Below are 16,302 nucleotides of genomic sequence, written 5' to 3'. Positions count from 1 at the left end.
TATCTCCTCAAACGGGCCGCAGACGCCACCCGTGAAACTTCGCTGCTTTCCAGGATGCTCTCCAGGATTAAAGCAGGCGTTAAACCGCCACCAGGCGCACGCTGGCACCTTCACCGACGCCCAGGGCTTCGGCCGCTTCCAGATCCAGGGTCACGGGTTTGCCTGGCGCGTAATCGAGCTCGAGCAAAACGGCGCGGTAATCCTGCAACTGGGCGTTGGCCACCAGGTACTGACGACCGGCGCCTTTGACCGGCTCACCGATCTTCACCGGGACCACACGGCTCTGGGCGATCGAACGGATCCCCGAGACGCGGGCATGCAGGGTCGGGCCACCGTCGAAAATGTCGATGTAGTGATCGGTCTCGAAGCCTTCGCGCATCAGGATGTCGAACGTGATTTGCGCCCGTGGGTGCACCTGGCCCATCGCCTCTTGAGCGGAGTCCGGCAGCAGCGGCACGTAGATCGGGTAATGCGGCATCAGCTCGGCCAGGAAGGTCCGGCTCTTCAGACCGCACAGACGCTCGGCAGCGGCATAGTTGAGGTCGAAGAAGTTGCGACCGATGGCGTCCCAGAACGGCGAGTCGCCATTTTCGTCGCTGTAGCCGACGATCTCGGTCACCACGGAATCGGCAAAGCGCTCCGGGTGGCTGGCCACGAACAGCAGACGGCCACGGGAATTGAGTTCAGCCCAAGGCGATCCCACCAACTCGCGCTGCACGTAGAAGCTGGTCAGCAAGCTGTTGCCGGTCAGGTCGTGGCACTGGGAGAGCACGTGAATCTTGTTATGAATCTTCAGCTCGCGGGAAGCGTGCACGAAGGTTTCATTACGGAAGCTGTAGAACGGCTCGGAATAACCGGCCGAGGCAACGATGGCCGAACAACCGACCAGCTTGCCGGTGGCGGTATCTTCGAGCACGAAGAAATAGCTCTCTTCACCGTTGAAGCTCACTTCGGCGGCGAACGAGGCTTCGCTTGCTGCGATCTTGTCGCTCAGGCGTTCAACGTCATCCGGCAAGGAAGTGACACCAATCGGGCTGTCCGCAGCCAGACGCTGTACCTCGCCCAGATCAGCCATTTGCGCGGGGCGCATCACCAGCATGGTGTCACTCCTTTCTCGAAAAAATTCATCAGAAAAATGCCCGGCTCATGTGGAAGCGGGCTTGCCCGCGATAGCGTCCTGTCAGATAACAATGAAGTCGGCTGTCAGGCCCTCATCGCGGGTAAGCCCGCTCCCACACGTATTGTGCCCAGCACAAAAAAATTGATTCGACGCCTGAACAGTCCAGGCGTCGAAGGGACTATCAGGCTTGCGTCAGCTTGGCCGCGGCGCGTTCGAAACGGTCCAGACCGGCATCGATATCGGCGTCTTCAACCACCAGGCTTGGGGCGAAACGAATCACGTCCGGGCCTGCTTGCAGAATCATCAGGCCTTCACGCTCGGCGGCGTTGAAGATGTCCTTGGCCTTGCCCTTCCAGGCATCGCTCAGCACGCAACCGAGCAACAGGCCCAGGCCACGGACCTGAGTGAAGAGGCCGTATTTCTCGCCAATCTGCTCAAGACGGGTCTTGAACTTGTCGTGCTTGGCTTTGACGCCGTTCAGCACTTCAGGCGTGTTGATCACGTCGATTACTGCCTCAGCGACAGCACACGCCAGCGGGTTGCCACCGTACGTGGTGCCGTGGGTGCCAACGACCAGGTGTTTGGCCAGGTCTTCGGTGGTCAGCATCGCTGCGATCGGGAAACCGCCGCCCAGGCTCTTGGCGCTGGTCAGGATGTCCGGGGTCACGCCGTAATGCATGTAGGCGAACAGCTCGCCGCTACGGCCCATACCGGTCTGGACTTCGTCGAAGACCAGCAATGCATTGTGCGCGTCGCACAGCTCACGAGCACCTTGCAGGTAGGACAGCTCGGCCGGCAGTACGCCGCCTTCACCCTGGATCGGCTCCAGCACCACCGCGCAGGTCTTGTCGGAAACAGCGGCTTTCAGCGCGGCCAGATCGTTGTAAGGCACGTGGGTGATGCCGGTGATTTTCGGACCGAAGCCGTCGGAGTACTTCGACTGGCCACCGACGTTCACGGTGAACAGGGTACGGCCGTGGAAGCTGTTGAGCGCAGCGACGATTTCGTACTTCTCGGTACCGAAACGGTCATGGGCCACGCGACGGGCCAGCTTGAAGGCGGCCTCGTTGGCTTCGGCGCCGGAGTTGCAGAAGAACACACGCTCGGCAAACGTGGCGTCGACCAGCTTATGGGCCAGGCGCAAGGCCGGCTCATTGGTGAACACGTTGGATACGTGCCACAGCTTGTTCGCCTGCTCGGTCAATGCAGCAACCAACGCCGGGTGCGCATGGCCCAATACGTTAACGGCAATCCCGCCGGCGAAGTCGATCAGCTCGCGGCCAGACTGGTCCCAGACACGGGAACCGGCGCCACGCACAGGAATGAAGGCGGCTGGCGCGTAGTTGGGAACCATTACCTGGTCAAAATCAGCGCGTTCTACCGCAGCGTGCTCAACGGACATCGGAGTCTCCTGATGAGGAACACTCGCCTGAAACTGGCGAGCGATGAGGGGATTGTAAGGACAGTTTTCAGCCCGGCCTTGCCGCCAAGCGACAACTTCTTATAGCGCAAACACAGGTTTTGCCCGGGTTTACGGCAATGCGACAAATAGGGTCGCAAAGGCGCAGTTTAAACTGCCGCCGCCGATTTGCGGCAGGCCCGAGAGGATATCAATTCAAGTCGGCGTCACTGGTATAAATATGTACCGCACCTGCATCCCATCGTTCTGATTTGCTGGGCACTTTCCAGACGCCCAAGGATTGGCCCGATGCCCCCCAACGAAGAACAGCAACCTGCCATCACTGCCGACGCGCTCAGCCAGCGCCCCGACGATCACTACTTGCATCTGCAGGCCAGTCTGCCCCAGTGGCTGGGCAACGCCACATCAGCCAGACGCCAGGCGTTGAAGGCCACTCAGCCCTTGCTGCCGCTGACGCTCCAGTCCGTGCCGGCGGGCCAGCATCAGTTGCTGAAAACCCTCAACGTCGCACATTGGAATGCCCAAAACGATGTCGACCGGCAACTCGAGCACTTCAAGGATGCCAGCGCCTTTGCCGAGCCCCTGCTGAAGGCCGCGCTGAAAACCCGCTTCGATCTGGATCTGGACGTCAGGACCACGTTCCTGCGCCTGTACCTGCCCACCACTACCCCACTGTTTGCGATCAAGACTGGCGCCCGCACCTGGACGGTGTCTTTGCTGGAGGCGGCGCTGCATAACTTCGAGCAAAAGGAAACCGAGGACGATGCCTATGATGCCGCTTCGACTTTCATCACCCAACCTTCGGCAAACGGGCAGTTCGACACGCTGCCGCCGATCAAGGAAAAGCTGAGCATCGCGGCATTTGCCCAGCTGTGCCGAGAGCTGGATATCGGCGCGCAGTACACGACGTATCTGAAAGACCATCTCGGCTTTACCGATCCGGCGAAGGCTGCGCAGTTGCGGCAAAAGATCGACAAAGGCCAGCAGGCTGCGCTGAAAGCCGCCCTGCAGCTTGCCCGCATGAGCGGCGATATCAGTGAGGGTTATTTCCGCACGATCTCCGCACTGGCCGTAGGCATGCAGCATTTACGGATCAACGGCCAGCCACTGCTGTGCCACAGCCTGACGATGATGTCCGCGCCCCTCACCGACATCATTGTCTTCGCCCCGCCTGCGGATGAACCGCGAACCGCCGCCCGGGTGGTGGCCTATGTACCGGATGACCCGCTGCATCCGATCAAGGAATACGCCTCGTCCACCGAACTGGAAGTCGAACTGACCCGCCAATTGCGTTCCGGCGAATACCAGAAATTCTTCAGCCGTTTCATCAATCACGAGCAACGCGGTTTTTTCTTCTCCAGCCTGAACAGTCGCCTGAGTCGCGTGGCTTGGCACGCGCCTGTGACAGGCAGCGCGCAACCGCCATGGCGAGAAGAGCCATTCGAGCGGCCAGACCTGCAACTGGCCTCGACACCGATCCGCAGTGAACTGTGGGAACACCTCTATCAGGGCAAGCTGAACAAAATCCTGAATGACGCCCGGGTTATCGCCGTCGCGACCGCCACAGTCGATTCGAGGGTGCGCTGGGCGTTGTGGGATTCCTTTGTCGGTATCGCCTCGACGATCATACAGACCGCCGCCTTCGTCATTGCGCCCTTCGTCCCGGTTCTCGGCGAAATGGTAATGGCATACATGGCCTATCAGTTTCTCGACGAAGTGTTCGAAGGCATCGTCGACTGGACATTGGGGCAGACCGCTGAGGCGATACAACACCTGATCGGCACCGTCGACTCACTGATTCAACTGGGAGGGTTTGCCGTTGGCGGCGCCATCGTCGTCGGTGAGTTCCGCAAAGTCCTGCCCAAGGAAATCGTCGCCTTTATCGAACGTTTCAATCCCGTGCGCATGCCCGACGGCCAGACCCGCTATTGGCAAGCGGATCTGACCCGATACGAGCAGAACAGCGTACCTGACGCCCAGTCCAAACCGAACGAACTGGGCTTGCACCAGCATCAGGGGAAAAAACTGCTGCGCCTCGATGACGCGCATTTCGCGGTGAGCGAAAGCCGGATTCCGGGCCAGTACACCATTGATCACCCAACCCGACCGGACGCCTACACACCGGTGCTGCGACACAACGGCGATGGCGCCTGGCACAGCGAACTCGAACAGCCGCTGGAATGGGATACACCCACGACGCTGCGACGGATTGGCCACTCGGTCGAATCGTTCACGCCGGCACAGCGCGAGCGCCTCCTTCAAATCAGCGGCTACGACGACAATGCCTTGCGCCAGATGCATGCCGACCAGGAACCGCTGCCGCCATTGCTGGCCGACAGTATCGTGCGCTTCAAAATCGATCAGGATTTGCAGCTGTTCATCGAACAACTGGGCAGCGAGTCGCCCGAACAGTATTGCGCCGCCGACCCGATGATTCTGTTGCAATTGCTTACCGAGCAAGGGCGCTGGCCGGCCGGCAAACGGCTACGCCTGCTGGATCAACGAGGCGAAGTCAGCTGGCAGTCTTCAGCCAGCGAAACCCTGCCTGTCACCGATATTCATTTGGACAATTTGCTCGAAGTCGACCTCCTCAAGACGCTGCTGCAGGCACTCAACGAACAGGACGCCAAAGCGCTGCTGGGCGAAGCATTCGCGGGTCCGGACCTGCCATTGGACGTGCGCTCCCGCAACTTGCGCCAGCAACTGCTGCAACACGCCAAGAATCAGCGCGGCACGCTGTTTGAATCACACTACCGGGCCATTCCCCGCGCCAGCGACCCGTTGATCACCCGCATTGCACAGCACGAACCGTCATTGCCCACACCTGTCACTCAAGAACTGCTCAACAACGCCACCGGCGATGAGCTGCTGCAAATCAGCGAAGGGCAGTTACCGGTGCGTCAGCAGGCCCTCGTTCAGTTCGCCAGGGAAGAAGTGCGGGTCACGCGTGCTTTTGAAGGACTGGAACTGGACTCGCTGAACAATCCGGACACCGACACACTGGCCCTGCACAGCCTCAGGTACGTGCCAGGCTGGACTGGCGACGTGCACCTGGAAATTCGCGACGGGCGTTACGAAGGCAGAATGCTCGACAGCACGGGTCGCGCCGATGCGCCAGCGCAAAAGGTTCTGGTCAGGCAGAGCGATGGTCGCTACCGGCCGTTTGATGAGCGCGGTCAGGAACTGCATTCGGCTACTGATTTTTACTCCAGCATTCTGTACGCCCTGCCGGATGCCGAACGCCAGGCCTTGAATCTGCAGATCGGTCAGGCAGAACAACTGAAAACCGCGATCCGCGCCCGACCGCTGGCTCGAGATGAGCTACGTGTGGTGATTGCGCTGCCCTCCACTCCGGCCCCACAGCTAGACACCCTGCGTCTGGTGGCGCACAGAGGCCGGCCGGCCAGCGGTTTGCCCGAGACAAATGCGCCTGCCACTGCCCTTCCTGCGCCGCTGGATGCTGTTCGATTGATCTATCGAGGCTACAACGCCCAGGAAGCCCGGGATTTTACGGTGAGATTTGGCAATGACCCGGCGGCGATGAGAAACGAACTGGCGCGCCTGAGGAGCGAACTCACCCGCCTCACGGATAACCTGCGTCTCTGGGAAACCCAGGTTCCCACAAACGATCCCGCTAGCGGATTGCCCTTGACGGCCATTGAACTTCGCGCGGCAAAGCAAAGCCGCGCAACACTCAGAAAAAACCTCGAACGCTGCTGGCGCAGGGAAATACGCAGCTCCGCCGGTTACACCCTTCAGGTAAGACAGCCGATCATCGGTGACCTGCCCGTGCCGGATGCCGACTTCAGTCACGTCGCCTCACTTGGCATCAACGGCGGCCCTCATACCGGTGCCATCGATGGATTCTTGCAGCAGTTCCCGCAACTGCGATCCCTGGACGTGCAAAACCTCAACTTGTCGAGCCTGCCGCCAGCCATTACCTCAATGCCCCTGCTGCAAAATCTGGTCATGCGCGACTGCGGTCTCGTTCTGCCTGCCAACAACCGGTCGATGTTTGCGCCCTTGTCCGAACTCATGCTCCTGGACCTGCAAGGCAACCGCCTCGAGGTGGCGCCCGATGTTCACGCAATGCCCTCGTTGCGCTACATCAATCTCGACAATACGGGCATCTCGATGCTGCCAGGTGGTCTGCTGGATCATCCACAACTGGTCATGAGCCGATTCTCCGGCAATCAGATCATTGACATTCCCGAGGTGTTTTTCGATCTGGCTCCTGCGCTCAGTGACGGTTTCAGTTTTGCCGACAATCCCCTTTCCTCAACCAGCCGGGAGCGGGTGAAGGTCTACTACAAGCGAAGCGGAAAGCACTTTGGCGTTCTGCCGGAAGCGGCGGACATGAATCGGGCGAGCAAGCTCTTTCCAGGCCTCAACAGCGAGCAAGCCACTGATCTGCTTTATCAACTGCCCGGAACACTGGTCGAAGGCCGCGCCCAACTCGCCGCTTGGGAAGCCGAAGTCCGTCGGCTCCATGACGACCTTGCACAATGGAGCGACAACATCCCCGAGCGCTCCCCGGAGACGGGTGAGCTGTTGACTGTCAACGAGCAGGAGAACGAACGCCTTGTCCGGCAAGCCTTCAGCAACAAAGTGGAACAGTTGTGGCGTCAAAGACCGCCGTTACCCCCGACACTGCAAAGCAACCGCCTGCAAGCCTCCGTGGGGTTCATCGGCGACATGCCGTTGCTGCGTGCAGATTTCAGCCATGTTCGAGAAATCGCCCTTGATGGCAACCGTCATGTTTCGGCGCTCTTGCCCTTCCTGCAGCAGTTTCAGGACCTGACCCTGTTGGAGCTGAGTTTTTTTGATCTGGAACCTGCAACGCTGTCATCGATAAACACGACGAAACTGCTCACACTGCGACTCAAGAACTGCGGAGTCATGATAACCCCGGAAAACCAGGCCGCGCTCTGCGCCATGCCGCAGCTGCAAACACTCGAATTGCGCGGCAACCCTCTCGGATCATTTTTTGATCTGAATCTGCTGCCCTCGCTCGAATACCTCGATCTGTCTGCCACTGGCCTTCGCGAACTGCCCCCCGGAATCACCGAGAGCCCCGATCCGGGAACCGCGCTGTTGAGTGAAAACAACATCGTCGAGCTACCCGATGCGCTTTTTGATCTGCCGGCCGAGCGCAGTGACGGCATTGATCTGGCTGACAACCAGGGTCTCTCAGCTGACGCTCGCAACCGGATTAAAAGCTACTACCGCAGAACCGGGCAGGATTTCGACGTGCTGGCAGACCCTGCGGACATCGCCCTGGCCAGAGAACTGTTCCCTAGCCTGAATACCGTCGAGGCCAGCGAACTCATTTACGACTTGCCCGGCACCCTGGCGGACGGTCGGGTACAGCTTGAGGCCTGGAAAGTGGAACTCGACAGACTCAAGCAAGATCTGCAGACCTGGGCAGTTCAGGTACCGCATCAAGACCCGCTGACCGGCGAGGCGAACGATGCCGTCACGATGTACAACAAGGACCGATCTGAATTTGCCCGGCAATTACAGAGCTTCTGGCAACGCCGATCGAGCACGTCCGGCATGCGCGATGATCACTTCATTGCAAACCTGAACTTTGTGGGGGACATGCCACGGCTGACGGCGGACTTCAGCCATGTTTCAAGGCTGCACCTCATCGGCAACTCAGCGATTGGTGACATCGCCCCGTTCATCGAATTGTTTTCCCGGCTGCATGTCCTGGAGATGCATGACTTCGCCTTGGGCCAAGTGCCCGCCAACCTTGCGCGCCTGACCGAACTCAAGGAACTGACACTGGGTAGATGCGCCATCACCCTCACCGCCGAGGGCCAGACCCTGCTGCATTCACTCCCTGATCTTGAGCATCTGGACCTGAGCAACAACCCACTGGGGCTGATTCCCGATCTGACACCCATGCCAACGCTGAACGATATCCGCCTGTACAACACCGGCATCGCCAGCCTGCCCAATGGCCTTGCCACGCATCCCAACCTCAGAAGCGCACAGCTCACTGGCAACGCCATCACTGATCTGCCAGAAGATTTCTTTGCAGTGGATATCGATCTGGCCGATGGCATTGATCTGGCGAACAACCCTTTGTCCCCGAGTGCTCGTGATCGCATCAAGGTGCACTACGCCAGCATTGGAAATGATTTCGGCGTACTGCCCGACAAGGCCGACATCACCAAAGCGCAGACACTGTTTCCGGAGCTGGACATCGAAGATGCCACCCATGTGATCTATCGATTGCCAGGAACGCTGGCAGACGGCAGCGCTCAGTTGGCGCGCTGGGAAACAGAAATCACACAAATGGTCAGCGACCTCGCCGCCTGGTCAGAGCGCGTGCCGACCGGCACGACAGGACTGAACATGAACGCGGTTGACCGGGCTGCGCAGCGGTTCAACCGCAGAGCCTTCAGCCGCACTCTGAAACAGTTCTGGCGCAGCAGACAAACCGGCAAGACAGAACTCAGAGTCAATTCTCTAGGCATTGATCTGACCATCATCGGTGAGCTGCCAACGCTGACCGCTGACTTCAGTCATGTCACCCGGTTGGCGCTGCAGGGTAACGATTTCCTCACGAGCGTCGAGGGCTTCCTGAATTGTTTTACCGGACTGGAGGCCCTGGAAATGCGCCGCTTTGCCCTCGGCAAATTTCCTCCGTCCGTTTCCCGAATGACCAGACTCAAAACACTGGTGCTCAGCAGCTGCGGCATCCTGTTCGATGAAGCGGGACAAGCTGCCCTGTCCTCCCTGCCCCGACTGAGCGGGCTGGATATGTACAACAACCCGTTGGGCAGCGTCCCGGACATTACAGCGCTGAAAGCACTGGACTTCATCGACCTGTCCAGAACGGGGATCGATCATCTTCCAGCCGGTTTGCACGAACTGCCCAATCTGAAAATTGCACTGTTCAGTGAAAACCGTATCAGCGTACTGCCGGAAGAACTTTTCCAACTTCCCCCCGATCTCAGCACCGGCGTTGACCTCGACCACAACCCGCTGACATCAACCACACGGGAGCGGATCAAAACCCACCGCCAGGCGAGCGGCGTAGATTTCGGTGTTTCGGTCAGCCCCGAAGACAGTCAACTGGCCCGTACGCTTTATCCGCAATCAAGCGACACGCACATCAACGATATTGTCTATGGCTTGCCCGGGACACTGGCTGATGGTCGAGTTGAACTCGTGCGTCGACAGACTGAGCTCGCGACCTTGATTCGTGATCTCGAAGCATGGACAAAAGAAGCTCCGATCAACAGCGACGTCCCCGCACCACTGGACGCCGATTCCCTGCATCTGGAGCAAGAGCGCAGGGAACAATTCAAAGAACTTCTGGAATATTGCTGGCGCCGGATAGCCGTAGAGGGTCAGAGCGAATTCGAGTTCACTTGCGATCTGCCCATCACGGGTGCATTGCCGACGTTATCGGCTGACTTCGGCCATATACAGACACTGAACCTGACCAGCAGCAACGCCACGCCCCCGCGTGTCGGTCAATTTCTCGAGCGTTTTGCCAATCTGCAGGTGCTTGCCATCCAGGGCTATCGTCTGGACGACATCCCCCAAGCAGTGCTGGCCATGGACAAACTCAAGAGACTCAGCCTGCCCAACTGCCATATCAGCCTGACTCAACAAACGGTGGAGGGACTGGCCGCCCTGAAGAACCTCAACAGACTGATTCTGCGGAGCAACCCGCTGAGCCGCACACCCGATGTGGGTCAGATGGCCGCATTGTCCTGGCTGGACTTGAGCCACACGGGCCTCAGTGAAGTACCGACGGGTTTGTTCGACTGCCGCCAGCTTGAAACCGTTGACCTCTCCGGGAACGCCATTGTCGAGGTGCCGATCGAGCTGCTGGGCACCGGCACAACCGAATTCGACTTCAGTGACAACTCACTCTCCGACACCGCCGAACAGCGCGTGACGAGTCAACGTCTTGCCAGGGAAAACGCACAGAGCGAACAGCGAAGGCTGCAAGAGGAACCCGAAGTCTCATCCATTTCCATAGGCAATGAGCCGCCGCCACCGCCAAGGTCGCAATACGTCTAGCCGCGCTCGGGCGGCACCGACGACAATTCGAACGGACTGCTGCTGCGCCGCTGGTTGCGATCTTCCCGCGGCGTGGCACCGAAGAAGTTGCGGTAGGCGCTGGAGAAATGCGGCCCCGAAGAGAAGCCACAGGACAGGCCGATCTGGATGATCGACTTGCTGGTTTGCATCAACATCTGCCGGGCCTTGTTCAGGCGCAGCTCCAGGTAATACTGGCTCGGCACGCGGTTGAGGTACTGCTTGAAGATCCGCTCCAGCTGCCGACGCGATACGCACACATGCTGGGCGATTTCGTCGGTGGTCAGCGGCTCTTCGATGTTGGCTTCCATCAGCAACACCGCCTGGGTGAGCTTCGGATGGCTGGAGCCCAAGCGGTTCTGCAACGGAATCCGCTGGCGTTCGCCGCCTTCACGAATGCGTTCGACCACCAGTTCTTCCGACACCGCACCGGCCAGTTCGGCGCCGTGATCACGGGCCAGCACCGCCAGCAACAAGTCCAGTACCGACAAGCCACCACAGGCGCTCAAGCGATCGCGATCCCAGTCGAACAGATGGCTGGTGGCGATGACTTTCGGGAAACGCTCGGCGAAATCGTCCTGCCAGCGCCAATGCACGGCAGCGCGATAACCGTCGAGCAAACCGAGTTGCGCCAACGGGTAAACACCGGCCGACAAACCGCCGATCACACAACCGGCTCGCACCAGTTGTTTCAGTGCACTGCTGAGCGCCGGTGCGAGTGAGGTCGGCGGCTCATCGGCGAGCAGGAACAGCTTCTGGAAGTTTTCGAGCTTGCCGGCCCAGGGCTCACCCGGCAATTGCCAGGCGCCGTCGGTTGGCGGTTCGGCTTGCAAAAACGACAGTTCGTAAACAACGTCCGGGTGCACACGCTGGGCAACACGCAAGGCCTCCTCGGCCAGCGCAAGCGTCAGAGCTTTAGTGCTGGGCCAAATCAGGAAACCAATTCGATGGGCAGTCATGGCGGGCAATCCGAAACGAAAACAGTGATGAAGGCATGGGCCAATGCTAGCCCGTAAATGAACGCAAATCTCGACACCGGCAGAGATCAAATGTGGGATCGGGGCCAGCCTCTAAATGGCGAAGCATGCACTATCCCTGTGCACAACGGCAGTCCTGATTACTTCAAGCTGCCGGAGAGGAATTGTTGCAAACGTTCGGATTGCGGGTTCACCAGCACTTCACGCGGGTTGCCGCTTTCTTCGACGACACCTTTGTGCAGAAAAACCAGTTGGTTCGACACTTCACGGGCAAAGCCCATTTCGTGCGTTACCACCACCATGGTCCGGCCTTCCTGCGCCAGGGCCTGCATGACTTTCAGCACGTCACCGACCAGCTCCGGATCGAGGGCCGAGGTCGGTTCGTCGAACAGCATCACCTCAGGCTCCATCGCCAGCGCACGGGCAATCGCCACACGCTGTTGCTCGCCACCGGACATGTGTCCAGGGTAGGCGTCTTTGCGATGAGCAACACCGACCTTGTTCAGGTAGTGCTCGGCCTTCTCGCGGGCTTCGGCCTTGGACATGCCGAGCACGTGGACCGGCGCTTCCATGATGTTTTCCAGCGCGGTCATGTGCGACCACAGGTTGAAATGCTGGAACACCATCGACAGGCGCGAACGCATGCGTTGCAGCTGCTTCGGGTCGGCGGCCTTGAGCGCACCGTCCTTGTTGGCAACCAGTTTCAGCTCTTCGTTGTTGAGCAGAATCTTGCCCGCGTGCGGCTGCTCGAGCAGGTTGATGCAGCGCAGGAAGGTACTTTTGCCGGAGCCACTGGAGCCGATGATGCTGATCACATCGCCAGCCGCCGCCTTCAGGGACACGCCCTTGAGCACTTCGTGACTGCCATAGCGTTTATGCAGGTCTTGGACTTCAAGTTTGTACATGCGGTCGGTTCTCACAAAAACAGTCAGTCAGTCGTTGAGCAAGCGCCCGTGACGCAGCGCTTCGCGCCCCGCCACCTTGGCCAGCCAGAAACCGGGTTGGGCATAACGCAGCCGTTCAATGGCAAACAGCACCCCGGACGTACCAGCACACACCGTGCTGACCCGATCCGATAATGGATCGATCACTTCAAAAATCTCATCGCCGGCTTCAATCCACTCACCGGGTTTACGCAGAAAACTCACCACACCAGGATGCGGCGCGAACAGCAATTCGGTGCCTTCGAACGGCATGCCTTCGCAAGCCTCTTGCACAGGCTTTGGCCATTCGCCGCCGATCAAACCCTGCTCGGCAAGGAACGCCAGAATGCCTTCGGCGTGAGCCACCGCCTCTGGGCGACCGGTATCCGACTGACCACCCAATTCAATGGTAGTCGCCAGGCATGCCAATGGAATCTGGGCATCCGGGAACAGCCGCGACAGACGCAACCATGGCAGCGAACACGCTTCGTCAAAGGAGCTGCCGCCGGAATCTTCCGCCAGCAGCCCGACCTTGACGTTCAAGTGGGCGGCTAACGAACGCCAATGCGGCCAGTGTTGCGGCAAGGCATACATGTGCAGCGCCGCTTCGCAATCGCAGTGCAAATCCAGCACCACATCGGCGGTGCAGGCATGGCTGAGCAAGATGCGCTGCATGCCTTGCAACTGGCTGCTCGCCTCTGGCAAAGCCGCCAGGTGATCGCTCATAGCCTGACGGATGAGTCGAATATTGGCATGCGGATCATCACCCAGATGCCCATCGAGTTCGGCGGCCACGGGCTCGCTCAACTCGACGAAATCCCGGTTGAAGTTCTTGCCGCTGCCGGCCTCGAAACGACCCTGATGGTTCCCCTGAAGCAGCTGGCCGAGGCCCAGTGGATTGGCTACTGGCACCAATTCGATCACACCGTTCAGCAAGCCTTGGGCTTCGAGTTCGGTCAGGCGCTTTTTCAGCTCCCAGGCCGTGCGCATCCCCGGCAGTTCATCGGCGTGCAGGCTGGCCTGAATGTAGGCCTTGCGCTCGCCAGCACCGAAGCGGAACACCGAAATCCGGCGTTCGCTGCCCAGGTGGCTCCACGGCAATGCATGATCGATGCGTTCCATGTCAGTGCTTCCGCGGGGCCAGATAGCCCAGCCAACGGTGTTCGGCCATTTTGAACAGGCGCACCAGAATGAACGTCAGGCACAGGTAGAACACGCCGGCGGTGATGTAGGCCTCGAACGGCAAGTAGAACTGAGCGTTGACCGTGCGCGCGGCACCGGTGATGTCGATCAGGGTCACGATGGACGCCAGGCTGGTGGTCTGCAGCATCATGATCACTTCGTTGCTGTACTGCGGCAGTGCCCGGCGCAGGGCCGATGGCAGCAGAATCCGCTTATACATCTTTATCCGTGACATGCCCATGGCCTTGGCTGCTTCGATCTCGCCGTTCGGCGTGGCGCGCAGGCTGCCGGCGATGATTTCGGCGGTGTAGGCGCTGGTGTTGATGGCGAAGGCCAGGCACGCACAGAACGTGGCGCTGGACAGCCACGGCCAGAGGAAGCTCTCCCGCACAGCTTCGAATTGCGCCAGACCGTAGTAGATCAAAAACAGCTGCACCAGCATCGGCGTGCCGCGGATCACGTAGGTGAACAGCCAGGCACTCATGTTGACGATCGGCTGCTTGGAGACGCGCATCAGCCCCAGCGGCAACGCCGCCAGCAGACCGAAAAACAGCGACAGTGCGAGCAGTTTGAGGGTGGTCACCAGGCCGCCGAAGTACAGCGGCAAGGCCTCCCAAATGACGTTGTAGTCGAAGATCATAGATCAGCCGCCCTTACGCCTACCGAGTAGCGCTTCTCAAGGTGACGCAATGCCAGCAACGAGACACTGGTGATCACCAGGTACATCGCCGCCACTGCGAGGAAGAAGGTGAAAGGCTCGCGGGTAGCGTCTGCCGCCTGCTTGGCCTTGAACATCATGTCTTGCAGACCGACCACCGAAATCAGCGCGGTCGCCTTGGTCAATACCAGCCAGTTGTTGGTGAAGCCCGGAATCGCCAGGCGAATCATCTGCGGTACCAACACCCGGAAAAACACCTGGAAACTGCTCATGCCGTACGCCATGCCGGCTTCTGCCTGGCCTTTGGGAATCGCCATGAACGCACCACGAAAGGTTTCGGACAGGTACGCACCGAAGATGAAGCCCAGGGTGCCGATACCGGCGGCCAGCGGGTTCAGGTCGATGTAGTCGTCATAACCGAGCATCGGCGCGACGCGGTTGAGCAGGTCCTGGCCGCCGTAGAAAATCAGCAGGATCAGCACCAGATCGGGAATACCGCGGATCACCGTGGAATACAGATCGCCCAGCCAGGCCAGCCAGCGCACCGGCGACAGACGTAGCGCAACGCCGATCAGCCCCAGAACGATGGCCAGGGCCATGGACGACAAGGCGAGCTGAAGCGTCAGCCATGCGCCATCGAGGATGACAGCCCCGTAGCCTTTCAACATGATTCAGGTCCTCGAAAGTTGGGATGAAAAAATGGCGCAAACCTCAGAGATCCTGTTGCTTGCGCCATTTCGGACTTGTTGCGGGGACGGTTACTTGCCGTAGATATCGAAGGCGAAGTACTTGTCCTGGATTTGCTTGTACTTGCCGTTCGCGCGAATGGCAGTGATCGCGGTGTTGATCTTGTCTTTCAAGGCGTCGCCTTTGCGTACGGCGATACCGATGCCGTCGCCGAAGTACTTCTCGTCGGTGAACGCCGGGCCAACGAAGGCGAAGCCTTTGCCGGCGTCGGTTTTCAGGAAGCCATCATCCAGCAGGGTCGCGTCTGCCACGGTGCCGTCGAGGCGACCGGCGGCCACGTCGAGGTAGATTTCGTTCTGCGAACCGTAAGGCTTGATCTCGGCACCCAGTGGGGCCAGGACTTCGCGGGCGAAGCGCTCGTGGATCGAACCACGTTGCACGCCGATGTTCTTGCCCTTCAGCTCAGCCAGGCTTTCGCTGACTTGAGTGCCGGCCTTCATGGCCAGCCGCGCCGGGGTGTTGTAGTACTTGTTGGTGAAGTCCACGGACTTCTTGCGGTCTTCTGTGATCGACATGGACGACAGAATCGCGTCGATCTTGCGCACCTTGAGTGCCGGGATCAGGCCGTCGAACTCTTGCTCGACCCACTGGCACTTGACCTTCATCTCTTCACACAGGGCGTTGCCGATGTCGTAGTCGAAACCCACGATGCTGCCGTCCGGTGCTTTGGAGGCGAACGGAGGGTAAGCCGCCTCGATACCGATTTTCAGAGGTTTTTCATCGGCGAATGTCGGCAGGGACAGCACGGACAGTGCCAGGGCGCCAAGCAGCACGAGTTTCTTCATCTTGGGACTCCATCGGTAAAGGGCAAAAACGGCAGAGTGAGCGACAGCCCAATATGCGAATGGGTTAAACAGAAAGCGGTGCTGCGTCCTGGGATGACTGCGATGGATTTCAACGCAGACAACGACGAGCGAGTGATCGGCATTCTAACGACAGGCCCGAAGCCGATATTTCTTCAATGCGACAACAAATTACAGATGCACCGAAAAAGCCGCTTGAGCGCGTTGACAGTCTTGCAATTTCATGCAAGAGCAAAAGACTTTGAACCGATCTATATTGCAAATTGCGGGCCCATTATTGGCAAACCCTTCTAATCCAGCAAGCGCAGCGTGGTGTCTTATTTTTCAGGCAGGGTTGAGAGGCCCTGAAACAGGGCTTAGCGTTTCTCAATGCCTCGTTGTCGGGCGCGCGGTTACACATTCAGTTAC

General features: G+C 59.3%; 10 protein-coding genes. 2 read left to right on the top strand and 8 right to left on the bottom strand.

What is annotated here, in order from left to right:
* Positions 1-79: 79 nt before the first annotated feature.
* Positions 80-1,099: an arginine/ornithine succinyltransferase subunit alpha gene (gene aruF / locus LOY38_RS07700; RefSeq protein ID WP_258699497.1), complete on the bottom strand. Its 1,020-nt coding sequence runs from the start codon at positions 1,097-1,099 to the stop codon at positions 80-82.
* A gap of 202 nt (positions 1,100-1,301) precedes the next feature.
* Positions 1,302-2,522 (bottom strand): aspartate aminotransferase family protein, encoded by a 1,221-nt coding sequence (locus tag LOY38_RS07695; RefSeq protein WP_258699496.1) that lies wholly within the window; start codon positions 2,520-2,522, stop codon positions 1,302-1,304.
* Positions 2,523-2,828: 306 nt separating this feature from the next.
* Between LOY38_RS07695 and LOY38_RS07690 the strand changes: the two genes are divergently transcribed.
* Positions 2,829-10,586, top strand: a complete 7,758-nt coding sequence (locus tag LOY38_RS07690; protein ID WP_258699495.1) for a dermonecrotic toxin domain-containing protein — start codon at positions 2,829-2,831, stop codon at positions 10,584-10,586.
* On the opposite strand, the gene LOY38_RS07685 is transcribed toward LOY38_RS07690, so the two are convergent.
* The 6 genes from LOY38_RS07685 to LOY38_RS07660 all read right to left on the bottom strand — a co-directional run bounded on the left by LOY38_RS07685 (position 10,583) and on the right by LOY38_RS07660 (position 15,876).
* Positions 10,583-11,563 carry a GlxA family transcriptional regulator gene (locus tag LOY38_RS07685; RefSeq protein WP_258699494.1) on the bottom strand — a complete coding sequence of 327 codons (981 nt, stop codon included), beginning with the start codon at positions 11,561-11,563 and terminating at the stop codon, positions 10,583-10,585. The genes LOY38_RS07690 and LOY38_RS07685 overlap by 4 nt on opposite strands.
* A gap of 158 nt (positions 11,564-11,721) precedes the next feature.
* Positions 11,722-12,486, bottom strand: coding sequence for an ABC transporter ATP-binding protein (locus LOY38_RS07680; protein WP_046042317.1), 765 nt, complete (start codon positions 12,484-12,486; stop codon positions 11,722-11,724).
* A 27-nt stretch (positions 12,487-12,513) separates the two neighbouring features.
* A complete protein-coding gene (locus tag LOY38_RS07675; RefSeq protein ID WP_258699493.1) occupies positions 12,514-13,626 on the bottom strand; it encodes a M14 family metallopeptidase in 1,113 nt (370 codons plus the stop codon).
* A 1-nt stretch (position 13,627) separates the two neighbouring features.
* Entirely contained in the window at positions 13,628-14,326 is a 699-nt protein-coding gene (locus tag LOY38_RS07670; protein ID WP_258699492.1) for an ABC transporter permease, read from the bottom strand.
* Entirely contained in the window at positions 14,323-15,012 is a 690-nt protein-coding gene (locus LOY38_RS07665) for an ABC transporter permease (RefSeq protein ID WP_007951063.1), read from the bottom strand. Before LOY38_RS07665 ends, LOY38_RS07670 begins: the two co-directional genes overlap by 4 nt.
* A gap of 90 nt (positions 15,013-15,102) precedes the next feature.
* The gene (locus LOY38_RS07660; RefSeq protein WP_258699491.1) at positions 15,103-15,876 is read right to left on the bottom strand and encodes an ABC transporter substrate-binding protein; all 774 of its coding nucleotides are present in this window, start codon (positions 15,874-15,876) and stop codon (positions 15,103-15,105) included.
* A gap of 36 nt (positions 15,877-15,912) precedes the next feature.
* Here LOY38_RS07660 and LOY38_RS07655 point away from each other — a divergent pair, with 36 nt between their 5' ends.
* The gene (locus LOY38_RS07655; protein WP_258699490.1) at positions 15,913-16,188 is read left to right on the top strand and encodes a hypothetical protein; all 276 of its coding nucleotides are present in this window, start codon (positions 15,913-15,915) and stop codon (positions 16,186-16,188) included.
* Positions 16,189-16,302: the final 114 nt, after the last annotated feature.

Origin of the sequence: Pseudomonas sp. B21-015 (assembly GCF_024749285.1) — a bacterium.
Lineage (GTDB): Bacteria > Pseudomonadota > Gammaproteobacteria > Pseudomonadales > Pseudomonadaceae > Aquipseudomonas.
This window is presented reverse-complemented; position numbering and strand designations above follow the sequence as displayed.